This is a genomic window from Gammaproteobacteria bacterium (assembly GCA_016200485.1).
Taxonomy (GTDB): domain Bacteria; phylum Pseudomonadota; class Gammaproteobacteria; order Tenderiales; family Tenderiaceae; genus JACQEP01.
Window position 1 is genome coordinate 30,036 of sequence record JACQEP010000004.1, and the last position, 22,897, is coordinate 52,932.

Consider the following 22,897-nt stretch of genomic DNA (forward strand, 5'->3'; position numbering starts at 1 on the left):
TACTCCTCTTCGATCCATGGATAGGGATCTTGATTTGAAAAAGGGGCACTGCTGCCCCTCTTCCCCTTTATCGGCAATTAAATTGCCATCAAATCCTTTTCTTTCTCCGCCAATACCTTGTCGATCTCGGCGATGTACTTGTCGGTCATTTTCTGAATATCTTCCTCGCCGCGACGCACATCATCTTCGCTCACTTTTTTATCTTTCAAAAGCGCCTTGATATCATTATTGGCATCACGGCGGATATTACGAACTGCAACCTTGGCGCCTTCGGCCTCGTGACGCACTACCTTGGTCAGGTCCTTGCGCCGCTCTTCGGTCAGCACCGGCAATGGCACACGAATCAGCTGCCCCGAAGTCGCCGGATTCAAACCCAGATCAGAAGTCATGATCGCCTTTTCGATAGGCTGTACCATGCTCTTTTCCCATGGCTGCACGGTCAAGGTGCGTGAATCTGCAACTGAAATAGTCGCGACCTGGCTTAGCGGCATCTCAGTGCCGTAATAGTCGACTTTGATGTGATCCAGCAGCGAGGTATGCGCGCGCCCGGTACGGACCTTCGACATCGCATCCTTCAATGAATCGATGCTCTTCTGCATTCGACTTGTTGCATTTTTCTTGATGGTATCGATCATGCCTTAGCTCCCTGTCTGACAAAGGTGCCTTCATCACCACCTGTGATCACAGCCATCAAAGCACCTGGTTTATTGATATTCAACACGCACAGAGGCATATTGTAATCACGACACAACACAATCGCCGTTGCATCCATGACTTCCAAGCGCCGGTCTAGCACTTCATCATAGGTAAGACTGGTATACCGCTCTGCCTTTGGATTTTTGACTGGATCAGCAGAATAGACGCCGTCCACCTTGGTCGCCTTAATCAACAACCCAGCACCAATTTCGATAGCACGCAAACTGGCCGCTGAATCTGTTGTAAAAAACGGATTACCGGTACCTGCCGCAAATATCACAACGCGCCCTTTCTCCAAATGACGCACGGCGCGGCGACGGATATAGTCTTCGCAAATTTGATTGATTTTAAGCGCCGACATCACACGGGCAGAAATACCCATTTTCTCAAGCGAATCCTGCATCGCCAGGGCATTCATTACCGTCGCCAGCATGCCCATTTGGTCGCCGGTGACGCGCTCAATGCCCGCTTCGGCAAGTCCAGCGCCACGAAAGATATTACCGCCGCCGATGACGAGACCAACCTCAACTCCAGCATCGACCAACTCTTTTATCTCGCCACCGATGCGATTGATGGTGGCCGGATCAATGCCGTGCTGCCCCGGCCCCATTAAGGCCTCACCGCTGAGTTTCAGCAGAACCCGCTTGTAAACTGGCTTCTTCGATTCGGCTTTAGGCACGGATCAGGCTCCTTTCGCTTGAGCCATCACTTCCGCGACAAAATCCTCTTCTTTCTTCTCGATACCCTCGCCGACCTCGATGCGCTCAAAACGCAAGACGGTGGCTTTCTTCTCTGCCAGCAGCTTCTCTACCATCACCTCTGGATTTTTGACGAAAGGCTGGCCCAGCAAGGTCACTTCCTTCAGGTATTTAGCCACACGACCCAATACCATTTTTTCGATGATATCTGCAGGCTTGCCGCTTTCCGCCGCCTGAGCCGCGAAAATTTCCTTTTCCTTGGCGATCAGCTCCGCAGGGACTTGCTCGGAACTGACACACACTGGACGACTGGCCGCGATGTGCATCGCGATATCTTTCGCCAGTTCGGCATCACCGCCCTTCATTTCGACCAGTACGCCGATGCGGTTACCGTGCAGATAAGCGCCAACAACACCATCCGTTTCATAACGGGCAAAACGGCGCACATTCACGTTTTCACCAATCTTGGAGATCAGGTCGCGACGACGAGTTTCGATCGTGGCATCGGAACCTTTCTCGACCGGCAGCGCCATCAATGCATTCAGGTCTGCAGGCTTGCCGGCCAGCACCTGATGAGCCACTGCGGCCGCAAAACCACGGAAATCGTCACCCTTGGCAACGAAATCGGTTTCGCTATTCACTTCCACCAACACCGCACTCTTGTTACCGGCGCCGACTTCCATCGCGATGATACCTTCAGCCGCGATACGGCCAGCCTTCTTGTCGGCTTTGGCAGCGCCACTCTTACGCATCAGCTCAACAGCAGCTTCGATGTCACCATTGGTTTCAGTCAGTGCCTTTTTGCACTCCATCATGCCGGCGTTGGTACGCTCACGCAGTTCTTTGACCATTGCTGCTGAAATAGACATAGCGCTAACCTCTCTATCAATCCTGTTGTTAACAAAACAAATCCGGGATAAAACGAGCCGCCCATTGCGGGCGGCTCCTAAGACTTCATTACTTCAACGAGGATTAACCCTCGTCAGCGGCATCGCCAGCCGCAGAACCCTTACGGGTCCGCTTGACGGTGGTCTTCACCGATTTCTTGCCAGCTTCTTCTTCGACTTCGACAAACTCGTCGGCGCTGCCAGCATTCACCACAGAGGCGCGACCGGTAATCACCGCATCGGCGACACCACGCGCATACAATGCAACGGCGCGGGCAGAGTCATCGTTACCAGGAATCACATAGTCAATGCCACGCGGATTATTGTTAGTATCGACAATGCCAATGACCGGAATACCCAGCGACTTGGCTTCTGCAACAGCGATCTTTTCATGACCCACATCGATCACGAAAATGGCCTCCGGCAGACCATCCATATTTTTGATACCGCCCAGGCTGCGCTCCAGCTTTTCCATATCGCGCTTCAGACCCAGGGCTTCTTTCTTGTTAAAACGATCGAGACCGCCTTCCTTCTCCATTGCCTCAAGGTCTTTCAGACGCTTGATGGACTGCTTGATGGTCTTGAAGTTGGTCAGCATGCCGCCGAGCCAACGGTGGTTGACGTAAGGCATGTCGGAACGTAGTGCTTCTTCGCGAACAACATCTTGCGCGGCACGCTTGGTGCCCACGAACAAAATCTTGCCTTTCTTGGCCGCCAGACTGCTGATGAAATTCATTGCATCGTTGTACAGCGGCAGGGTCTTTTCCAGATTGACGATGTGAATCTTGTTCCGATCACCGAAAATGAACGGGGCCATCTTCGGATTCCAGTAACGGGTCTGGTGGCCAAAGTGAACACCGGCCTCCAGCATTTGACGCATAGAAACATTAGACATGATTTACTCCTAACTGTTGGGTTATGGCCTCCACGCACCCCATTCGCCACCCCACTACTGAATACGTGGGGCACCCGGGCGAGATGTGCCGGTGCGTGTGTGGATTTTTTACCGGCTACGCCGGCGACCTAAGGACTGCCAGAAAATTCCGGCAGTTGGCGCGCTTTATATCATATAAAGGCCCGTTTGCTCAATCTCTTACCTACAAAACCCGCGGCCGAAGGCCGAATCAACGTTCTCTCTCCCGCTCGCGGGAAAGGGTGCCCCGGAGGGGCGGGAGAGGGAAAAGCCCTAGCAAGAACCCCAAAAAATCTTGTGCTGACAATGACATGCCTCTGAGGCTAATATTCGCCTTTGGACCCGCAAGCGGCGATTTAAATGCCGTCTGCCCTGAACGAGCGATCACCGTGGACAAAATGACTATTACTATCAAAAGCTTGGAAGAGATCGAGAAAATGCGTACTGCGGGCCGCCTGGCTGCGGAGGTATTGGAGATGATCGCCCCACATGTTCGCCCCGGCGTGACTACCGAGGAATTGAACACTATTTGCCACAATTACATCGTTAATGAGCAGCAGGCCATCCCCGCCCCCCTTAATTACCATGGCTTTCCCAAGTCGATCTGCACCTCGGTCAATCACCAGGTCTGCCACGGCATCCCAGGGCCCAAGGTGCTGAAGAAGGGTGACATCGTCAACATCGACATCACTGTCATCAAGGACGGCTACCATGGCGATACCAGCAAGATGTTCTTTATCGGCGAACCCTCGGTGCTGGCCCGTCGCCTGAGCCAGACCAGCTATGAGTGCATGTGTCTGGGGATCAAGATGGTAAAACCTGGCGTGCGGCTTGGCGATATCGGTCATGCCATCCAGAAGCATGCCGAGACCAACGGCTTCTCCGTAGTGCGCGAATACTGCGGCCACGGCATCGGCGTTAACTTCCATGAAGAACCGCAGGTACTGCATTACGGCACGCCGGGCACTGGCGAAGCGCTCAAGGCGGGAATGACCTTTACCATCGAGCCCATGATCAATGCCGGAAAACGCAATGTAAAAGTATTGCCCGACCAATGGACCGTAGTCACCCGCGACCATAGTCTCTCGGCACAATGGGAACATACTGTTTTGGTAACAGCCACTGGAGTGGAAGTTCTGACCCGACGCCCGGATGAAGAATTTTAAAATCGCCGGATATCTGGCATGACCACGGTCATCGACAAACTATTAACGTCCGCCACACCGGATCAAGCGCTGGCCACCGGTGAAAAACCGGTCAAGGCTTTTCGCTCTGCATTAAAGCGATTACAGGACCAACTGAAGACCTTATTTGATGAAGGTGTCGAAGTCGAAGTGTTGGTGCATGGCCGCGCCACGGTCATCGATCACATTCTCAAAAAGGCCTGGAATACTTATTTCAAGGCAAATGATGACAGCCTGGCCTTGATCGCCGTTGGCGGTTATGGCCGCGGCGAATTACATCCGGGCTCTGACATCGACCTCATGGTCTTATTGCGCGATACGCACACCAACGGCCATCGCGAGACCATCGAACAATTGGTTATGTTTCTGTGGGACATTGGTCTTGAGATCGGCCACAGCGTGCGCACCCTGGGCGATTGTGTTCTAGAGGCGGAACGCGACATCACCGTCGCCACTAATTTAATGGAAGCGCGACTGCTTGCCGGCCCGCAGGATTTATTCAATGCGATGCGTGACATGACCGCGCCGCCACGCCTCTGGCCGAGCCGTGAATTCTTTGAAGCCAAATGGCAGGAACAAATCCAGCGTCATCACAAGTTTCACGATACCTCATACAACCTTGAACCGAATATCAAGGAAGGACCCGGCGGGTTGCGCGACATTCAGATGATCGGCTGGGTCGCCAAACGTCACTTCAATGCCAATACCTTGCATGACCTGGTCAAACATGGATTTCTGACCGAACGCGAATATGCGCAACTGATCGAAGGCCAAAACCTGCTGTGGCAAATCCGGTTCGCGCTGCACATTGCCGCAGGCCGCCGTGAAGATCGATTGTTATTTGACTATCAACGCCCGCTTGCCGATCGCTTTGGCTATACCGACGCCCGCACCGAACTTGCCGTCGAGCAGTTCATGAAGCGTTATTACCGCACGGTTGCCGAATTGAACCGGTTGAATGAAATGCTGTTGCAATTATTCCAGGAAGCCATCCTCTACGCCGACGATCCAGCGCAACCGATCCCCTTAAATCGCCGTTTTCAAATCCGTAAAGGATTTATCGAAGTCACCCATAATCAGGTGTTTCGGCGCTATCGCTTTGCACTGTTCGAGATTTTCCTGCTCATGCAGCAAAATCCAGAGATCAAAGGGATTCGCGCCGCCACCATCCGCCTGATCCGCGATCATCGTTACCTGATTGATGAAAATTTTCGCAAAGACATTCGCAATCGTAGCCTGTTCATGGAGATTATGCGCCAGCCAATGGGGCTCACTCACCAACTGCGACGCATGAATCGTTACGGTATTCTGGCCAACTACATCCCTGCCTTTGGCAAAATCTCCGGCCTGATGCAGTATGACCTGTTCCATGTCTACACGGTGGACGAACATACACTGATGGTGGTGCGCAATCTGCGCCGCCTGACCGTCGCCGAACATAATCATGAACTCCCTTTTTGCAGCGACCTGATCAAGACGATCCCAAAACTCGAAATCCTGTATCTTGGTGCGTTGTTTCACGACATCGCTAAAGGACGTGGCGGCAATCATTCTGAACTCGGCGCCGATGAAGCCTATGAGTTTTGCATCCTCCATGGCTTGAGTAATCACGATGCCCGCTATGTGGCATGGCTGGTACGCAATCATTTAATCATGTCGAGTACCGCTCAACGCAAAGACATCAGTGACCCGGATGTGATTCTTGAATTCGCCACCACTGTTGGTGATCAAACGCACCTCGATTATCTCTATTTGTTAACTATCGCTGATGTGCGAGGCACTAATCCTTCGTTGTGGAATGCCTGGAAAGATTCTTTGCTGCTCGAACTCTATATCAGCACCAAGCGCACCCTGGCGCGCGGCTTGGCTAACCCCGTGGATCAAGCCGAACATATCGCGGAAATCCAAAAACTGGTGCGCGATTACCTGGTTGAAATCGGGATTTCTGGCGACGCAATTGCTCAACTTTGGAAACATTTGGGCGACGATTATTTCCTGCGCCACAGCGCCGAGGAAATTGCCTGGCAAACCCAATCCGTGATTCACAATGCAGGCCAGGAAATGCCCTTGGTGTTGGTACAGCAGGAAACAGAGCGCGGCGGCACGGAAATATTCATTCACGCTCTGCTGGCCAAACACCTGTTCGCCGCCACCACCCAAACCCTGGATCAAATGGGCCTGACGGTCGTCGATGCCAAAATTATTCATTCCAGTGACGGCTACACCTTTGACACCTATGTCGTTCTTGAAGCCTCCGGCGACACTATCAGCAGCGAACTTCGCATCCAGGAAATTCTGGATCAATTGCGTCATGAGTTGCGTGACCCCAACTGGGCATCGAAGAAATCGAGCCGCCGACTGGCGCGCCAGCTCAGACACTTCCGCACCCCCACGCAGGTTAGCTACATTCAGGATACACGCAAACAACGCACTGTCATGGAGCTCGTAACCGCCGACCGCCCAGGCCTCTTGTCTCGTATCGGACGCGCATTGATGGAATGCGATATTTATTTGCAGAACGCCAAGATCGCCACTATTGGCGAGAAGGTGGAGGATGTGTTTTTTATTTCCGACCGCGATAATCGCCCCATTCTCGATGACGCCAAGCTGCTGCAATTGCGGGAACGGATTGTCAGTTATCTCGATGCCAGCGATTAACGGTCAATTTTCGGCTATTATTAAAACCTATCTCAAATTGGTTATATCGGCCCGATAATACTGGGAGCACCTATTATCGTACCCTCCCCCTCTTGAGGGGGAGGGTTAGGGAGAGGGTGAAAAACCCGAAAAAACTCTGCACCCCGCCCTCTCCCCATCCCTCTCCCGCCAAGCGGGAGAGGGGGTGATACCTACTGGCGAAACTGGATTCAAATTGTTTTTGATCTCATTCCAATTTTGAGATAGGTTCTAGGCATGAACTCCCTCACTCCCCAATCGCTCCGCCAAAGCCTGTCGCGACATATTTTGCCATTAGCAATGGCCATCATCTCCATCGCCATCGCGCTCGGCGGTGACGCTGCCAAGGTTGCCCTGCAATACCAGGCACAAGCGATCCAGAACGGCGAATGGTGGCGATTGATCACCGGCAACTTTGTCCATTTGGGTTTCGGACATCTGGTGATGAACTTGCTGGGCTTGGCGCTAATCTGGAGCTTGTTACGCGAATCGTTTTCGATTTTAGCGTGGATAATTATCACCATAACCAGCACCCTCGCCGTCAGCTTCGGCTTGTTGTTGCTAAGCCCCGAAATTCATTGGTACGTCGGCTTGTCAGGCCTGCTGCACGGCATTTTTGTCGCAGGACTTGTTGGCGGATTACGCCGCGGTGACTGGCGTGAAGCAACACTGCTCGCCGCCGTCGCGCTCAAACTGATCTGGGAACAATACTTCGGCCCCCTCCCCGGCAGCGCAGAAATGGCCGATGGCCCGGTCGTTACCGTTGCCCATCTTTATGGGGCGATGGGTGGGTTGATTGCGGGATTGTTGTGTCGGCCGAGGATGTGGTGTTGATGCTTTTATTCCAATCGCGTTTGGTTTAAAAATTGTAGTGGTTCAGACTATAATTGACAGATATGCGTCATATCTCGATATGACCGAGTTAGACCAATAGCAGCCTGATTAAAACTGGACCCAACAGGCTGCTGTATTGTCGGCTTGGTTGGCCTGCTTACAGACTCTTGAGAGTTTAGTAGACTGTATACGCCCCAACAATGCGGGGCATTCTATTAGTTGGAGACTCTGTATGCGCCTGTACTACTACACCGCAAAGCAATGGGGCATGAAGTCATTATGGGAGAAGCGATTAAAGATCGCCGAGTACGCCGACTTGAACGACCCTTTCGAACTGCTGCCATTCCAGCAGAAAGACAAGGACGCGCGGGTTCACATAAATATGGTTGTTAGCGCTTTATCCCAAGGACATGGCGTGCTGTGCTTTTCGGAGTCATGGAAATCAACATTGATGTGGGCGCACTACGGCGACAAGCACAAAGGGATGTGCCTTGGATTCGAGATTGAAGATGGTCCACATTTGACGAAGATCGACTACGTTTCGAAGCGGATTCCCAGCCCGATTGATTTCAGCAAGCCGCTTGGAGGTATTGACGAGGCGATGTTAACTAAGTGTTTGAACGTTAAGCATAGCGGCTGGAAATACGAGAAAGAACGTCGGCTGCGGGTCAGTTTGCGAGAACAGCGAGACGGCATCTACTACAACCCATTTAACAATGGTATGAAGTTACGCGAGGTCATCATCGGTGCACGTTCGAGCCTGTCAATCATGGATGTGGCGGAAGCGATCGGGAAACAACCTGATGCTGATGTTGAGATATGGATAGCGCAACCAGCATTCGATAATTTCAATATGTGCGTTAATAAGGAGCTGCCGAGAAAAATCATTCGTGGCATTGATCCCACAGTGAAGAATCAGGAGCTACTCGCAGAAATCTTGAGAAAAAGAAAAGAGAAAAGGTACTAATCCGGCAACCGCCCGCCCTCACCTCAAACATTGAATGACCGCTAGGGGTCGGTGTCAGCCACTTGGGACAAAAAGACATCTGACACCGTCTGGCAGATCAAGTCTGAACTAATACAGTTAATCCATCTGCTCCCTTGCCGCCACCCACGCCGCATACAAAATCAACGCGCCACCAATCCACTCAATCGGCCGCACCACTTCATTAGTGAGTAGTTCCGACGAAACAGCACCAACGATCAATTCAAACAACAAAATCACCGCCGATTGATGCACGGGCAAATGGGTAACGCCGTATTGCACCGCAAGTGTGGCGAGGCCGAGCATGAAAATACCCATCAACACCGCACCAATCCACGCTCCGCTAACGACCACCGGCCAGGACGCCTGCGTCAGAATCAACCATCCAGCAGCGAGCACGACGCCGCCCAACCAAACGGTAATTGTTTTGCTGGCGACGGAAACAGTTTGACGCTTGCGCACAAACACGTTGGAGAGTGCGAAGGCAAAGCCCGATGAAATTGCAAACCAATCACTGATTGATCGTGGCCAGGGCGCGCCGATTTCGGGTTCCCAGAGCATTAACAGGGCACCGCTCATCGCCACAACCACCACCACTTTAGCGGAGCGTGTCATGTGTTCTTTGACCACCAGATGCCCGAGCAGCACCGCCCACACGGGCGACAGATAAAACAGCAGCAGTGCGCGCACTACGGTTCCATCCAGCACTGCCAGGATAAACGCCAGGTTGCACCAGCCGCTGGCCAATCCGACCAGCGCAAAGTAGAAAGGATATTGTTTGAACTCGCGCATATGGCGCCAGGCCAGGGGGATACCGATAATCAGTGGCGTGGCATAGGCGATCAGCGTCGTCCAGACCCCATTCAGGCCCTGCGCATCCAGCAGCCGGAGGGGATACCACATCACCCCCCAAATAGAAGCTGTGGTCAGCAGACAAAGAATCGGTAAAATGCGATCGACACGGTTTGGCGTCATAAGAATGTTATAATGTCCCTTTTTATCCTTGGCCTACGCGTGGATACCCTGAGAGAGCGATCTGCGCTCCCCATATAGATCGGCAGATGAATCCAGATTTACAGAAATTACAGCCCTATCCGTTCGAAAAACTGGCCAAGCTCAAGGCGGGCATTACTCCCCCGGCTGGACTGAGCCATATTGCGCTGTCGATCGGTGAGCCAAAACACGCCGCGCCTGCATTCATTGTGAACGAAGTGGTCACTCATTTGCACACAGCTTCGAATTACCCCACCACCAAGGGGACTACCGAATTGCGGCAGTCGATTGCCGATTGGTTGTGTCGGCGTTTCCAGTTGCCGGCCAGCAACATCGACCCGGAGCGCCACATCCTGCCGGTAAATGGCACCCGGGAGGCGCTGTTTGCCTTCGCTCAGGCCGTAGTCGATCGTAGCGCTCAGCCACTGGTGATGATGCCGAATCCGTTTTACCAAATCTACGAAGGCGCGGCCCTGCTTGCGGGTGCGGAACCTTATTTTCTGAATACCACGACGGCGACCGGTTACCGTCCCGACTTCGATGCAGTACCGGAATCTGCCTGGCGCCGCTGTCAGTTACTTTACATCTGCACACCAGGCAATCCTGCGGGTGCGGTGCTTGATCAAGCGACTTTACAACATTTGATCACACTGGCACAGCGTTATGATTTTATCATCGCCTCCGATGAATGTTATTCAGAACTTTATCCGGATGAAAACAATCCGCCGGTTGGACTGCTACAAGCCGCGCAAGCCATGGGCTTAAACGATTATCACCGTTGCGTGGTGTTTCATAGTTTATCGAAACGTTCTAATTTGCCGGGACTACGTTCAGGCTTTGTGGCGGGTGATGCTGAAGTCATCAAACAATTTTTGCTTTATCGCACCTATCATGGCTGCGCCATGCCGCCGTATCACCAAGCTGCCAGCACCAAGGCGTGGGCCGATGAGGCGCATGTACGACTGAATCGCGATCTCTACCGCCAAAAATTCGCGGCTATGCTCGAAATACTGGGCGATAGTATTGAAGTGCAACAGCCGGATGCCGGATTTTATCTCTGGCCACGCACGCCGATCAGCGATACCGAGTTTACACGGCGCCTGTTTGCCGAACAAAATGTCACCGTGCTACCGGGCAGCTATCTTTCACGTGAGGCACATGGCCTGAATCCGGGCCAACATCATGTGCGTCTGGCGCTGGTGGCTCCGCTGGAAGAGTGCGTTGAAGCCGCACAACGAATTCGTAATTTTCTTGACCATTTATAATTAACGATACTGGAGTTCACATTATGGCCGAATTAAAAACCATCATCGAAGAAGCCTTTGAGCGCCGCGCTGACATCAATCCGCGTAAGGTTGATACCCACGTCAAAGAAGCCGTGCTTGAAGCACTTAACCTGCTTGATGGCGGCAAGTTGCGCGTTGCAGAGAAAAAAGACGGCCAGTGGGTTGTCAATCAATGGCTGAAAAAAGCCGTGCTGCTTTCGTTCCGCATTCAGGACAACTACTTCATGAAGGGCGGCTTCACCAACTATTTCGACAAAGTGCCGCCGAAGTACGCCGATTACAGCTCGCGCGACTTTCATGAATCCGGCGTCCGCGTTGTGCCCCCCGCCACCGTGCGCAAAGGGGCTTATATTGCACCGAGCGTGGTGCTGATGCCGTCTTACGTCAACATCGGTGCTTATGTTGATAGCGGCACAATGGTCGACACCTGGGCCACGGTTGGGTCTTGCGCACAGATTGGCAAGAACGTGCATCTTTCCGGCGGTGTAGGCATCGGCGGCGTATTGGAACCCTTGCAGGCGGCACCGACCATCATCGAAGACAACTGCTTCATTGGCGCCCGTTCAGAAGTTGTAGAAGGCGTAATTGTCGAAGAAGGCTCCGTGATTTCAATGGGCGTTTACATTGGCCAAAGCACCCGCATTTATAACCGCGAAACTGACGAAATCACTTATGGTCGCATTCCTGCCGGCTCGGTGGTTGTTTCCGGTAACCTGCCATCAAAAGACGGAAAATACAGCCTCTATTGCGCTGTGATCGTCAAACAAGTGGACGAAAAGACGCGCAGCAAGGTCGGCATCAACGAATTGTTGCGCGATATTTAAGAAACGAATTGTGTTGCTACGCAACGCTTGGTGGGTTACGCGGCTACGCCGCTAACCCACCCTACATTTGAAAAAACATGACTACGATCTACGGCATCAAAAACTGCGACACTATGAAGAAAGCTATGCAATGGCTTGATGATCATGGCGTTGAATACCAGTTTCATGATTTCAAAAAATCCGGGGTTGATGAAAAGTTGCTCAAGTCCTGGATCAAGCAAGTCGGCTGGGAACCGCTCGTCAATCAACGCGGCACCACTTGGCGAAAATTATCGGAAGCAGATCGTGCCAATCTCGATGAAGCCAAAGCGATCAAGGTGATGTTAGCCAATAATAGTCTGATCAAGCGCCCAGTGCTGGACGTTAAAGGAAAACTACATATCGGTTTTAGTGACGGCGAGTACAGCCAATTTTTCAATAATAAATAGTCATCAGAAGGGTATCTTCACCCCTGCACAAATCAAATTCGATCCACCCCGCACATCACCGAATACGCCATAAACACCGGAACGGTGATGAACGCGCGTCACTAGGCTCCAGTCATGAACTTTCGGTGGTGCCATTTCAACCTCCACCAAAATGTAATTCAACAAACGTGTGGCGCCAGTATTGGAATGACTAGCGCTTTCAATCCGCGGCACGTCACTGGCGTAAGACAAACCATCCCCCACCGCAACACTGGTCCGCAGCAAATGGTTCCACGGAAACTGCTGCCAACGGTAAATCGCCAGCAGATTAAACTCCCAGTTATCCTGGCCCTGAAAATGCTTACCGAGCTGTCCTTCCAACTCCCAACGATGCTTGGATGAAGTCAGAGGAAAGGCCCGTGCCAGCGCCACTACCCCAAGGTATGAATCCTCATAGGTAATCGGCCTGCTCAACAAAACCTCACCCAGGCGGTCATCCGTATATTTGCCCGCATAGACCGTCAGGTAACGATCGGCCGCCAGCAACGGGAAACTTAGCGCCCATTGCAAAACAATGATCATCATCCGCACTGAGAACTTCATTCTCATTAGCCGTGAGCGCCCAAGACAGGTAAAATCAGTTTAACGTGCCTTGAGCATCAACCATAGCTGGGCCCTATTAATCAATGAAAGGTTTCATGTGTCTGCCACTGTCGATTTAGCCAAAGATTTAATCAGCCGCCCCTCCCTCACACCCGAGGATGCAGGCTGCCAGGCGCTCATGATGAGTCGTCTGCAAACGATCGGCTTTGACTGCCAGCCCTTGCGCTTTGAAAATGTCGATAACTTCTGGGCACGGCGCGGCAAAAGCGGCCCATTGTTCGTCTTTGCCGGCCACACTGACGTGGTGCCGACAGGCCCGCTGGAGAAGTGGGATTCGCCGCCCTTCCAGCCACACATTCACAATGGTCACCTTTATGGCCGTGGCGCGGCCGACATGAAAGGTAGTCTGGCGGCAATGGTGACCGCTTGTGAGCGTTTTGTTGCCAAGCACCCCAAGCATAAAGGCTCGATCGGCTTTCTGATCACCAGCGACGAGGAAGGCCCGAGCATCAATGGCACGGTAAAGGTCGTCGAGTGGCTGGAAGCACGTAAGGAAAAAATGACATGGTGCCTGGTGGGTGAACCCACCTGCGTCAATCAGCTCGGCGATGTAATAAAAAATGGCCGTCGTGGCTCGCTGAATGGCATTCTCAAGGTGCGCGGTGTGCAAGGTCATATCGCCTATCCCCACTTGGCCAAAAACCCGGTGCATCTGGCGGCCCCGGCCTTGGCCGAACTCGCCACCATTGAATGGGATCGCGGCAATGAATTTTTCCCGCCGACCTCGTTCCAGATTTCGAACGTCAAGGCTGGCACTGGCGCCACCAATGTCATCCCCGGCGAACTGGAGGTAGTATTCAACTTCCGCTTCTCGACCGAATCTACCGCCGCAGGCTTGCAGCGCCGCGTACATGACGTGTGTGACCGCCATGGCCTTGATTACCAGATCGACTGGTCGCTCTCGGGCAACCCCTTCCTCACCCCACCCGGTGACTTGGTTGACGCCATCCGGAGCGCGATTCGTTCCGTCAAAGGACTTGAGACCGAGCTTTCAACCTCCGGCGGCACCTCCGATGGCCGCTTTATCGCACCCACCGGCGCCCAGGTCGTCGAACTCGGCCCACTAAATGCCACAATTCATAAGCTTAATGAATGTGTAAGCATTGCAGATCTGGATGATTTGTCCGATATTTATGAACGGATATTGGAAAAACTGCTAAGCTAAATTCAAGTTTGTTCAACCCATTGGGAGTCTAAGCGCGTGACTAAACAACAAGATGACAACAAACGCCGTTTCAGCCGCATCGCCTTTGATGCCGATGCCGTCCTGATTCAAAACGGCAAGGAATGGCGCAGCCACCTATTGGATATCTCGCTTAACGGCGTACTCATCAAAACCCCCGCCCACTGGGATGCTGCAATGGGTGAACACTTCAAGCTCGAAGTCATCTTCGCCAACGGCGGCAACTTGATCAGTGCCGATGTCGCCGTCGCCCATAGTGAAAAAGAACATGTTGGCTTCCGCATCATCAACATCGATATTGAAAGTGTCAGCCACCTGCGACGTCTGGTTGAACTGAATCTGGGTGATTCAACGCTGCTGGAACGCGAGTTGGGCGCGTTACACTGGAAATAAAATCTGATCAGATTTAATTCAGGTAGGGATAATGAGCGCCCAGTGAACTCCTGATTACGTTTTACTTCATCCGGACTACTTGCCCCGACCCTTTCAAATTTTGGCAGTATTAAGCCAATTTTGCAGGCGTTGAATGAATAAATAAAGTCGCTCTCGCAACACACTACAACATTCTGAGTAGTGTCGGAATTTTTTACATCACTACACGCATGGTTTAATCTATAAAAACTTCTATTTTACAAACACATACTTGTTAAACGCAACCAACTAACCCCGCACAGTCCTTCACATCTGTCGAAAACTTTTACAGTACCGCGGAATTGAAAGCGTACATATACTTTTAACATGTTGATAAACATTGGAAATATATTTACGGCACAATTCATGCCTTATCAACTACGAGAATCAGATTGCAAGTCGTCTGTTTCCATGGAGTGGTGGCAAGGTTCTAAGGAGGGAACACAAGGAATTCTGGCCATCTACTTTAAATCGGCTGATTTAAGGAGAAACAATCATGACTATTAAGTTCAAGAAAATCGGAACAGCCTCTGCCTTGATATTAGGGTTGGCAATGGCGGGACAAGCACAAGCAGTAGTGTTTTACAACAACACCATAACGCAATGGGGCATTGATAGCCCGGTGGTGGATGCCGACAACGACTCGCTCTGGACTCTGCTCGCCTATGATGCTGTCCTCGACCCAGCAAAAGTAGTGCTGAGCGAAATAGAACTCGGTGGAAAAGATTACTATAGTGCTACGATTGATTTTACGCCGGTAAACCCGAACTTGGGTGGTCTAGGAGTGGGTAAATATAACCTTAAATATTCGATTCAACTTGCGGATGAAAAATTTCTCGACGTAGGCCTAGATTCGACCGTACTTGGCGGACACCCGCCTGACACAACTGTAATCAAGGAAATTTTTAGTGATCTGAACATGACAAACCTGATCACCACACTAACCAGCACCAATGGGAGCCATGCGGGATCAAACAGTTTGGCAGGCTACCAGACAATTTATGTCAATGAGACATTTACTGTTGGTGACAATATGGTTCTCACTGGCACCAGCAATGACTATACAGTTCCCGAACCTGGCACCGTATTCCTGCTCGGCAGTGGATTAATGGGATTGGTCTACGGCCGACGTAAAGTTACTGAAACAAGTACGACCTGATTCTATCATTCCATCCGCCAACCTGCCCCCGTGATCAGTGTTTCGCTGATCATGGGGAGCAGTTATTCCGCATGAGCCGTGCAAAAGTTGGGCAGCACGGATCGATGGGATAAGGGGCCACGCGCACATTATTTAAGGCACTGCTCACCACGCAGAAAACATTCCATATCCGCATAATTATCAACGACGCGCACCCACTCAAAACAACGTTGCGCCTCTGGGTACTGACCCTTTAACATCTTCAACCATTGCTTAATGCGCGCCACAATATAACGGCTTTCGACATTTTCTTGCATTGCCGTGGCTAAGCTCAATATCAAGCTATGCACCTCTGACCAACGCATCGCCGCGTATGGCAGATTTTGCTGATAAGATTGTATTTGGTGCGCCAGATTGGGGCATGCAATCGCACCGCGACCGATCATCACATGTTCACAACCGCTGATCTCGCGACAACGCTGATAATCTTCCACACTGTTGATATCGCCATTGGCGATCACTGGAATAGTCAAAGCTTCATTGATGCACGCCAACCATTCCCATCGTGCCGGTGGCTTGTAACCATCCGTCTTGGTACGAGCATGCACGGTAATGCAATCGGCACCCGCTGCCTGCACGGCATGGGCATTGTCCAGCGCCAGATCGGTATTGTCATAACCCAATCGAATTTTGGCGGTGACCGGGATTTCTGCTGCCACGGCATTGCGCACAGCGTGGACAATATCATGGATGCGCTGCGGCTCTTTGAGCAACACCGCGCCACCCGCGTTACGATTCACGAATTTCGAGGGACACCCGAAATTGATATCGATACCAGGTGCACCCATGGCCGCTGCGCGTTGCGCGTTGGCCGCCATGGCCTCGGGAATGCCACCTAATAATTGAACGACGACCGGTGTACCGGCGCGTGTGCGGCCACCATTTGCCAGCTCAGGGCATAATCTACGAAACACCCGCCCTGGCAACAGCTGATCGGTCACCCGCACAAACTCGGTGACACAGCGGTGGTAACCGCCCTGCGCGGTCAGCAGCTCACGCATGTGGTGATCAATCACGCCTTCCATGGGCGCGAGCAGTATGTTCATGTTTTCAACCGGTAAAAAATCAAATAAAAACTATCCCATTCTCATTCCCTCCCCCTCTTGAGGGGAGGGTTAGGGAGAGGGTGAAAAAACTTTGTAATGATTGGCCCTCTCCCCATCCCTCTCCCGCCAAGCGGGAGAGGGGGTGATATGCACTATGGGAACCGCACCCAAATTGTTTAAGATAGATACTATTGATCCAGCCTGATGAAGTTTTAACTTTGATCGGCACGGATACTCCCTCTCCCGCGCTGCGGGAGAGGGTTGGGGAGAGGGAGCAATTTCAAACATATTCATGCCGCATCAATAGCAAATGAAGTTACTGTGACTACATCGCATCAATCGCATCACCCAAACGCTGCACGGCGACGATTTCCAAATCTTCCAATCCACGCTTCGGGACATTGGCCTTGGGGACAATTGCACGCTTGAATCCGTGTTTAGCGGCTTCTTTTAAGCGCTCCAGGCCACCCTGCACCGGTCGAATTTCTCCGGCCAGACCGACTTCACCAAAGATTACTAAATCCTGCGCCAAAGGCCGATTCCGCAGACTCGACAATGCGGCCAGGATTAGCGGTAAATCGGCAGCGGTTTCCGTGACGCGCACGCCACCCACGACGTTGATGAACACATCTTGATCGTAAGTGGTGATGCCCCCATGCCGCTGCAACACTGCCAACAACATCGACAACCGATTTTGATCCAGCCCTAATGTTACGCGACGTGGATTGGCCATGTGGCTCTCGGCCACCAAGGCCTGCACCTCCACCAACAACGGCCGACTGCCTTCACGCGTGACCATAATCGCGCTGCCGGTGACTTGTTCCTGATGTCGCGATAAAAAGATGGCCGAGGGATTGGTCACTTCGCGCAGACCTTTATCGGTCATCGCGAACACACCGAGTTCATTCACCGCACCAAAACGATTTTTAATCGCACGCACAACGCGGAACTGACTGCTGGTGTCACCCTCAAAATAGAGCACCGTATCGACCATGTGCTCCAGCACACGCGGCCCTGCCAAGGTGCCTTCTTTGGTGACATGGCCCACCAGAAACAGCGCCGTACCCGTTTGCTTGGCAAAACGCACCAGTTTCGCCGCGCTCTCACGCACCTGCGCCACTGAACCGGGCGCTGATTGCAATTGTTCGGTGTAAATCGTTTGTATCGAATCGATCACCATTACTTGCGGCTTTTCTCGATTGGCGTGATTGATGATGGCTTCGACACCGGTTTCCGCCAGCAACCGCACCTGATCCGCTTGCAGATTCAGGCGGTGGGCGCGCATGCTCACCTGTTGCAGCGACTCTTCACCGGTCACATACAAGGTATTCATCTGCTCGCTGAGTAGTGCTACCGTCTGCAATAACAAAGTCGATTTGCCGATGCCAGGATCACCGCCGATCAGGATCACCGACCCCGGCACCAGACCACCGCCCAGCACCCGGTCCAGCTCGCCCTGGCCGGTAGGGGTCCGCTGCACGGCATCGAGCTGCACCTCCCCCAGACGCTGCACGGTGACCGCCGCCGATTCACCGGCATACCCGGCAAACCGAGGGTTAACTTTGGACACCGGGGCGGCGATGGCCTCCACCATGGTGTTCCATTCCAGGCAGTCCGGGCACTGCCCGGCCCATTTCGGCTGCTGTGCGCCACAGGCGCTACAGGAATAAATTGTTTTGGCTTTGCTCATCGGATAACTGCACTAGATAATTACACTGTGGATGATAAACTACTTTACCATGAATGACTCTTCCTCCAAAGACGAACGCCATCGCCAGCGCATGCAACGTAAAAAAGAGCATGTCGATTCCAAAATCGCGACGGCAACCATCGAGCGCGGTGTGTTGGTCGTCAATACCGGTAACGGCAAAGGCAAAAGCTCCTCCGCCTTTGGCATGGTCGCCCGCGCTTTGGGGCATGGCATGCGCGTCGGTGTGGTGCAATTCATCAAGGGTGCTTATGAAACTGGGGAAGAGGCCTTTTTCAAGCATCAGCCCAATATCGAATTTTATGTGATGGGCGCTGGCTTTACTTGGGAAACACAAGACCGGGAACGTGACACGCAGGCTGCGCAACAGGCCTGGGCACAGGCCATGCGTTTTTTAACAGACAGCAACATCCATCTCGTCGTGCTTGATGAACTGACAATCGCTTTAAAATATGGATACATCGCCATTGATGATGTGCTGTCTGCGTTGCGCAGTAGACCCGTTCACCAGCACGTGGTAATCACCGGTCGCGCGGCACCGCCAGAACTTATCGAATTAGCGGATACCGTAACCGAAATGGGTGCAATCAAACATGCATTTCAGAAAGGTATAAAGGCACAGAAGGGGATTGAGTTGTAAACCTAGGATGAAGGGATGAACTAATAGCGTTAGTTTATTAGATCCCCTCACCCCAACCCTCTCCCTGAGGGAGAGGGAATTAATGGGACAGCAGTGGCTCAGTTAATTAATTCAGCTCACGGCAAAATCCTTCAACCTCACCGGCATCCGCTTCGCCCCCCAGGTACCCGCCTTTTCCTGAAATACTCCAGCACAGGCTGTGCCACAGTATTCGCAGTGACCATCGGCGGTCAAATGCCAGTCGGATAATACATACCAGTCACGGCCAATCAGCATCTTGCCGCAGTGATGGCAATACGTGCTATTGCCGGATTTATCGTGAACGTTACCTGTGTAAGCATAGTGCACGCCATTGTTCATGGCGATAGTGCGGGAACGCGTTAATTCAGCTGGAGGTGTCGGTGGAACATCCATCATTTTCCAGTCGGGGTGGAAAGCGGTAAAGTGCATCGGCACATCGGAACCGAGGTTCTTAACCACCCACTTCGTCATGGCGTCGATTTCCTGTTCGGAATCGTTTTTGCCGGGAATCAGTAGCGTCGTCAGTTCAATCCACACCTTAGTTTCATGCTTAAGATAGACTAAGGTATCGAGCACCGTTTGCAAATGGCCGCCGCAGATTTTGTGATAAAAATCCTCGGTGAAGGCTTTGAGATCGACGTTAGCGGCATCCATGTAGCTGAAAAACTCTTTACGCGGTGCTTCATTGATATAACCGGCCGTCACTGCAACAGATTTTATATCCAGTTCACGGCAAGCCTTGGCGACATCAATGGCGTATTCCATGAAGACGACTGGATCGTTATAGGTATAGGCGACACTGCTACAGCCCAGTTTTTTTGCTGCTTTAGCGATCACTTCCGGCGGTGCCTGGTCGGCGAGGATATCCATCTCCCGCGCCTTGCTCATATCCCAATTCTGACAAAACTTACAGGCAAGATTGCAACCTGCCGTGCCAAACGACAGAATCGGCGTACCGGGTAAAAATTGATTGAGCGGCTTCTTTTCGATCGGATCAATACAATAGCCTGACGAACGGCCATAAGTCGTGAGCACGATTTGATTGTTTTGATTAGCGCGTACAAAACATAAGCCTTGCTGCCCATCATGCATCTTGCAATAACGAGGGCAGACATCACACTGCACCCGGCCATCGTCGAGCAGATGCCAATAATGGGTGGGTACTACCGATTTGAATGCGGGGGAATTCATATCGACACCTCTTTGTTTAAAGATAGGGGCCCTCCCCTCTAACTTCAAGTCATGACGACAGGCTGTTTATTATCAACAGTAAGCTTATAATCATAGTACGTTTCTGGTTATATAACAGGAGATAACCATGACTCGATTACGCAATCCAGCCGTTGCAGGCACGTTTTATCCCGCCGATGCGGCGGAACTACGATCGATGTTAAACAACTTCCTGGCGCCATTAAAACCCGCACAGGAAACAGCCCCTGTCCCCAAGGCCATGATTGTGCCGCATGCTGGCTATATTTATTCCGGCCCGGTGGCGGCCAGCGCATATCGACTGTTGTGGCCCGCGCGAAATAACATCCGCCGTGTAGTGTTACTCGGCCCTTCACATCGCGTTCCACTGTTTGGCCTCGCCGCCAGCAGCGCCGACGCATTTAACACGCCACTGGGGCAGATTGCGCTCGATAAAGTGGCGATTACTCGCCTCCTGGAGTTACCTCAAGTCAAATTGATGGATCAGGCCCACACCCTCGAACACAGCCTGGAAGTACAATTGCCGTTTCTACAAACTGTGCTCAATGATTTCACACTCGTACCCCTGGTCGTGGGCGAGGCCTCGCCGCAGGATGTTGCCGAAGTATTGGATGTACTCTGGGATGGAGATGAGACCTTGATTTTGATTAGTTCTGATCTGAGCCATTATCATGATTACAATACCGCCAGACATATGGATCAGGCGACTTCAAAAGCCATCGAACAGCTAAAGCCTGAGACAATACTCTACGATGATGCCTGTGGCCGCAATGGCATCAATGGTTTATTGTTAGCCGCACAAGAACATGGTTTACAAGCACGCACTATTGATTTACGAAGCTCTGGTGACACGGCCGACCCTCGAGATCAGGTCGTAGGATATGGCGCCTATGTCTTCGAACCTCACCACTGAACATATATTTCAGCTTGATCGCCCTTCGCAGCTGCAACTACTGGCGGTAGCCCATACATCGATAAAACTCGGATTGGATCAGCAGCAATCTTTAAGAATTAGCCTGAGCCAGTATCCAGCCACAGTTCAATCCCAGGGCGCGAGTTTTATCACACTCAGAATTCAAGGCGAACTACGCGGCTGCATCGGCACACTGGAAGCGCGCCAGCCCCTGGTACAGGATGTCGCTCAAAATGCCTTTAATGCCGCGTTCCGCGATCCACGCTTTGCACCCGTGAGTTCACGGGACTATTCGCTACTGGATATCCACATTTCAGTTCTTAGCCCGGCAACAGTGATGAGTTTCAGATCTGAAGCCGATTTATTACGTCAATTACGACCTGGAATTGATGGTTTGATTCTGAGCGAGAATGGCTACCGTGGCACATTTTTACCTGCGGTATGGGCATCACTCCCTGCAGCAGAAGAATTTTTCCAGCAACTGAAATTAAAGGCAGGCTTACCGGCAGATTACTGGTCGCCAACCCTGCGGGCTGAACGCTATACGACGTTTTCTTTTAGTGATTGACTACTGCGTGGGAAATTTTCCGCCAGGGATACACCTGCCCACCGAACCCATCGCGCAGATCGTCCGATCCACCCAAATGGCACGATCGAGTTTGGCACCTTCCAGCTTGGCGCCGCTAAGATCGGCCCCCCAAAAATCGGCGTAGGACAAATCGCTACCACTCAAATCCGCACCTTGCAGATTGCTCCCCTGAAACGCAGCCCCGACAAGTTTTGCAAAACGAAAATCAGACTGAACCATCTCCGACATGCTCAGATTGGTGTAGGAAAGATCGGCATCCGCAAGAACAACACCGCTAAAATTACTCCCCGAAAAATTAGCATTCATTGCCTCTGCACCACGCATATTGATCTGCTGAAGATCGATACCCTGCATGAAACAATTGTTCCAGTTAACCTTAGGCCCCGGCGCTGCTGCACAATCCGCCGCATTGCTAAATTGAGTCTCCGGCTTGTACTCCCAGATCACCCATATCATCACCCCCAATACCACTCCGAGAAATGGAATCACTAACATCATGGACGGTTGATCACGCCTCGCCTCCAGCATCCGTTCCAATCTGGCTTTGCGATAGGTAACCTCTTCCGGCGATTCAAACTCACGGCGATCTGTGCCACGACGATTCTGATCTGGATTATCCTGTTGCTGCCGGCGATCCAGGGATCGTTCATCAGCAGCACGACGAGCCGCTTCCAGCCGATCCTGTGCAATCGGATCAGTAAGATCCGCCTTCATCACTTCGGGGATCAGTTCCTCAACTTCGTTAATCTTTTGCCAACTCTTGCGATCGAGACTGACTTCATCGCTATCATGTAAGCGACCGATCAATAAATACTGGGCAATTACCCGCTGGGGGAAAGGCCCCCGCACGTCATCGTTGCGTCGCGTGTACCACAGTTGATGGCTCATAAGCTCGACTATAACGCTGCCACGATTCACTTCCAATCAGACTAG

General features: G+C 52.0%; 23 protein-coding genes. 13 read left to right on the plus strand and 10 right to left on the minus strand.

Annotation, left to right across the window (positions count from 1 at the left end; genetic code table 11):
- Nucleotides 1-77: 77 nt before the first annotated feature.
- The 4 genes from frr to rpsB form a co-directional block, all read right to left on the minus strand.
- Nucleotides 78-635, minus strand: a complete 558-nt coding sequence (gene frr, locus HY272_00695; GenBank protein ID MBI3771212.1) for a ribosome recycling factor — start codon at nt 633-635, stop codon at nt 78-80.
- Nucleotides 632-1,375, minus strand: coding sequence for a UMP kinase (pyrH, locus tag HY272_00700; protein ID MBI3771213.1), 744 nt, complete (start codon nt 1,373-1,375; stop codon nt 632-634). Before pyrH ends, frr begins: the two co-directional genes overlap by 4 nt.
- Nucleotides 1,376-1,378: 3 nt before the next feature.
- Nucleotides 1,379-2,263, minus strand: a complete 885-nt coding sequence (locus tag HY272_00705; protein ID MBI3771214.1) for an elongation factor Ts — start codon at nt 2,261-2,263, stop codon at nt 1,379-1,381.
- 103 nt (nt 2,264-2,366) lie between these two features.
- Nucleotides 2,367-3,176 (minus strand): 30S ribosomal protein S2, encoded by an 810-nt coding sequence (rpsB, locus tag HY272_00710; GenBank protein ID MBI3771215.1) that lies wholly within the window; start codon nt 3,174-3,176, stop codon nt 2,367-2,369.
- 416 nt (nt 3,177-3,592) lie between these two features.
- Between rpsB and map the strand changes: the two genes are divergently transcribed.
- The 4 genes from map to HY272_00730 all read left to right on the plus strand — a co-directional run bounded on the left by map (nt 3,593) and on the right by HY272_00730 (nt 8,855).
- Nucleotides 3,593-4,360, plus strand: coding sequence for a type I methionyl aminopeptidase (gene map, locus HY272_00715; protein MBI3771216.1), 768 nt, complete (start codon nt 3,593-3,595; stop codon nt 4,358-4,360).
- Nucleotides 4,361-4,378: 18 nt separating this feature from the next.
- Entirely contained in the window at nt 4,379-7,036 is a 2,658-nt protein-coding gene (gene glnD / locus HY272_00720; GenBank protein ID MBI3771217.1) for a [protein-PII] uridylyltransferase, read from the plus strand.
- A gap of 255 nt (nt 7,037-7,291) precedes the next feature.
- On the plus strand, nt 7,292-7,888 hold the full coding sequence (gene rrtA, locus HY272_00725) for a rhombosortase (GenBank protein ID MBI3771218.1): 597 nt from the start codon (nt 7,292-7,294) through the stop codon (nt 7,886-7,888).
- Between the two features lie 232 nt (nt 7,889-8,120).
- A complete protein-coding gene (locus HY272_00730) occupies nt 8,121-8,855 on the plus strand; it encodes a DUF2971 domain-containing protein (protein ID MBI3771219.1) in 735 nt (244 codons plus the stop codon).
- 117 nt (nt 8,856-8,972) lie between these two features.
- Here the strand turns inward: HY272_00730 and HY272_00735 are convergent, their stop codons facing one another.
- Complete coding sequence (locus tag HY272_00735; GenBank protein MBI3771220.1) at nt 8,973-9,848, minus strand: DMT family transporter; 876 nt, start codon at nt 9,846-9,848, stop codon at nt 8,973-8,975.
- Between the two features lie 86 nt (nt 9,849-9,934).
- On the opposite strand from HY272_00735, the gene dapC reads away from it, so the two are divergent.
- The 3 genes from dapC (at nt 9,935) to HY272_00750 (ending at nt 12,404) form a co-directional block, all read left to right on the plus strand.
- Nucleotides 9,935-11,131: a succinyldiaminopimelate transaminase gene (gene dapC / locus HY272_00740; protein MBI3771221.1), complete on the plus strand. Its 1,197-nt coding sequence runs from the start codon at nt 9,935-9,937 to the stop codon at nt 11,129-11,131.
- A 23-nt stretch (nt 11,132-11,154) separates the two neighbouring features.
- On the plus strand, nt 11,155-11,976 hold the full coding sequence (gene dapD, locus HY272_00745; GenBank protein ID MBI3771222.1) for a 2,3,4,5-tetrahydropyridine-2,6-dicarboxylate N-succinyltransferase: 822 nt from the start codon (nt 11,155-11,157) through the stop codon (nt 11,974-11,976).
- 77 nt (nt 11,977-12,053) lie between these two features.
- A complete protein-coding gene (locus HY272_00750) occupies nt 12,054-12,404 on the plus strand; it encodes an ArsC family reductase (GenBank protein ID MBI3771223.1) in 351 nt (116 codons plus the stop codon).
- Nucleotides 12,405-12,407: 3 nt separating this feature from the next.
- Here HY272_00750 and HY272_00755 read toward each other — a convergent pair whose 3' ends face one another.
- Nucleotides 12,408-12,986: a hypothetical protein gene (locus HY272_00755; GenBank protein MBI3771224.1), complete on the minus strand. Its 579-nt coding sequence runs from the start codon at nt 12,984-12,986 to the stop codon at nt 12,408-12,410.
- A 97-nt stretch (nt 12,987-13,083) separates the two neighbouring features.
- Here HY272_00755 and dapE point away from each other — a divergent pair, with 97 nt between their 5' ends.
- The 3 genes from dapE (at nt 13,084) to HY272_00770 (ending at nt 15,799) form a co-directional block, all read left to right on the plus strand.
- On the plus strand, nt 13,084-14,211 hold the full coding sequence (dapE, locus tag HY272_00760) for a succinyl-diaminopimelate desuccinylase (GenBank protein MBI3771225.1): 1,128 nt from the start codon (nt 13,084-13,086) through the stop codon (nt 14,209-14,211).
- Between the two features lie 36 nt (nt 14,212-14,247).
- Entirely contained in the window at nt 14,248-14,622 is a 375-nt protein-coding gene (locus HY272_00765; GenBank protein MBI3771226.1) for a PilZ domain-containing protein, read from the plus strand.
- A 514-nt stretch (nt 14,623-15,136) separates the two neighbouring features.
- On the plus strand, nt 15,137-15,799 hold the full coding sequence (locus HY272_00770; GenBank protein ID MBI3771227.1) for a PEP-CTERM sorting domain-containing protein: 663 nt from the start codon (nt 15,137-15,139) through the stop codon (nt 15,797-15,799).
- A gap of 128 nt (nt 15,800-15,927) precedes the next feature.
- On the opposite strand, the gene HY272_00775 is transcribed toward HY272_00770, so the two are convergent.
- Entirely contained in the window at nt 15,928-16,884 is a 957-nt protein-coding gene (locus HY272_00775) for a tRNA-dihydrouridine synthase (protein MBI3771228.1), read from the minus strand.
- 325 nt (nt 16,885-17,209) lie between these two features.
- Nucleotides 17,210-18,574 carry a DNA repair protein RadA gene (gene radA / locus HY272_00780; protein MBI3771229.1) on the minus strand — a complete coding sequence of 455 codons (1,365 nt, stop codon included), beginning with the start codon at nt 18,572-18,574 and terminating at the stop codon, nt 17,210-17,212.
- 49 nt (nt 18,575-18,623) lie between these two features.
- Between radA and cobO the strand changes: the two genes are divergently transcribed.
- Nucleotides 18,624-19,232 (plus strand): cob(I)yrinic acid a,c-diamide adenosyltransferase, encoded by a 609-nt coding sequence (gene cobO, locus HY272_00785; protein MBI3771230.1) that lies wholly within the window; start codon nt 18,624-18,626, stop codon nt 19,230-19,232.
- Between the two features lie 111 nt (nt 19,233-19,343).
- Here cobO and amrS read toward each other — a convergent pair whose 3' ends face one another.
- Nucleotides 19,344-20,444 carry an AmmeMemoRadiSam system radical SAM enzyme gene (gene amrS / locus HY272_00790; GenBank protein MBI3771231.1) on the minus strand — a complete coding sequence of 367 codons (1,101 nt, stop codon included), beginning with the start codon at nt 20,442-20,444 and terminating at the stop codon, nt 19,344-19,346.
- Nucleotides 20,445-20,571: 127 nt separating this feature from the next.
- Here amrS and amrB point away from each other — a divergent pair, with 127 nt between their 5' ends.
- Both amrB and amrA read left to right on the plus strand, forming a co-directional pair.
- Nucleotides 20,572-21,375 (plus strand): AmmeMemoRadiSam system protein B, encoded by an 804-nt coding sequence (gene amrB / locus HY272_00795; GenBank protein MBI3771232.1) that lies wholly within the window; start codon nt 20,572-20,574, stop codon nt 21,373-21,375.
- A complete protein-coding gene (amrA, locus tag HY272_00800; GenBank protein ID MBI3771233.1) occupies nt 21,353-21,943 on the plus strand; it encodes an AmmeMemoRadiSam system protein A in 591 nt (196 codons plus the stop codon). Before amrB ends, amrA begins: the two co-directional genes overlap by 23 nt.
- On the opposite strand, the gene HY272_00805 is transcribed toward amrA, so the two are convergent.
- Nucleotides 21,944-22,852, minus strand: a complete 909-nt coding sequence (locus HY272_00805) for a pentapeptide repeat-containing protein (protein MBI3771234.1) — start codon at nt 22,850-22,852, stop codon at nt 21,944-21,946.
- Nucleotides 22,853-22,897: the final 45 nt, after the last annotated feature.

Bases quoted from the DNA above. Each gene is read 5' to 3' on its own strand.
- amrB (MBI3771232.1), top strand. From the start codon at position 20,572: ATGACTCGATTACGCAATCCAGCCGTTGCAGGCACGTTTTATCCCGCC.
- HY272_00705 (MBI3771214.1), bottom strand. From the start codon at position 2,263: ATGTCTATTTCAGCAGCAATGGTCAAAGAACTGCGTGAGCGTACCAAC.
- HY272_00730 (MBI3771219.1), top strand. From the start codon at position 8,121: ATGCGCCTGTACTACTACACCGCAAAGCAATGGGGCATGAAGTCATTA.
- glnD (MBI3771217.1), top strand. From the start codon at position 4,379: ATGACCACGGTCATCGACAAACTATTAACGTCCGCCACACCGGATCAA.
- HY272_00735 (MBI3771220.1), bottom strand. From the start codon at position 9,848: ATGACGCCAAACCGTGTCGATCGCATTTTACCGATTCTTTGTCTGCTG.
- rpsB (MBI3771215.1), bottom strand. From the start codon at position 3,176: ATGTCTAATGTTTCTATGCGTCAAATGCTGGAGGCCGGTGTTCACTTT.
- HY272_00755 (MBI3771224.1), bottom strand. From the start codon at position 12,986: ATGAAGTTCTCAGTGCGGATGATGATCATTGTTTTGCAATGGGCGCTA.
- rrtA (MBI3771218.1), top strand. From the start codon at position 7,292: ATGAACTCCCTCACTCCCCAATCGCTCCGCCAAAGCCTGTCGCGACAT.
- cobO (MBI3771230.1), top strand. From the start codon at position 18,624: ATGAATGACTCTTCCTCCAAAGACGAACGCCATCGCCAGCGCATGCAA.
- HY272_00770 (MBI3771227.1), top strand. From the start codon at position 15,137: ATGACTATTAAGTTCAAGAAAATCGGAACAGCCTCTGCCTTGATATTA.
- dapD (MBI3771222.1), top strand. From the start codon at position 11,155: ATGGCCGAATTAAAAACCATCATCGAAGAAGCCTTTGAGCGCCGCGCT.
- dapC (MBI3771221.1), top strand. From the start codon at position 9,935: ATGAATCCAGATTTACAGAAATTACAGCCCTATCCGTTCGAAAAACTG.
- map (MBI3771216.1), top strand. From the start codon at position 3,593: ATGACTATTACTATCAAAAGCTTGGAAGAGATCGAGAAAATGCGTACT.
- HY272_00775 (MBI3771228.1), bottom strand. From the start codon at position 16,884: ATGAACATACTGCTCGCGCCCATGGAAGGCGTGATTGATCACCACATG.
- radA (MBI3771229.1), bottom strand. From the start codon at position 18,574: ATGAGCAAAGCCAAAACAATTTATTCCTGTAGCGCCTGTGGCGCACAG.
- HY272_00750 (MBI3771223.1), top strand. From the start codon at position 12,054: ATGACTACGATCTACGGCATCAAAAACTGCGACACTATGAAGAAAGCT.
- frr (MBI3771212.1), bottom strand. From the start codon at position 635: ATGATCGATACCATCAAGAAAAATGCAACAAGTCGAATGCAGAAGAGC.
- HY272_00805 (MBI3771234.1), bottom strand. From the start codon at position 22,852: ATGAGCCATCAACTGTGGTACACGCGACGCAACGATGACGTGCGGGGG.
- amrA (MBI3771233.1), top strand. From the start codon at position 21,353: ATGTCTTCGAACCTCACCACTGAACATATATTTCAGCTTGATCGCCCT.
- amrS (MBI3771231.1), bottom strand. From the start codon at position 20,444: ATGAATTCCCCCGCATTCAAATCGGTAGTACCCACCCATTATTGGCAT.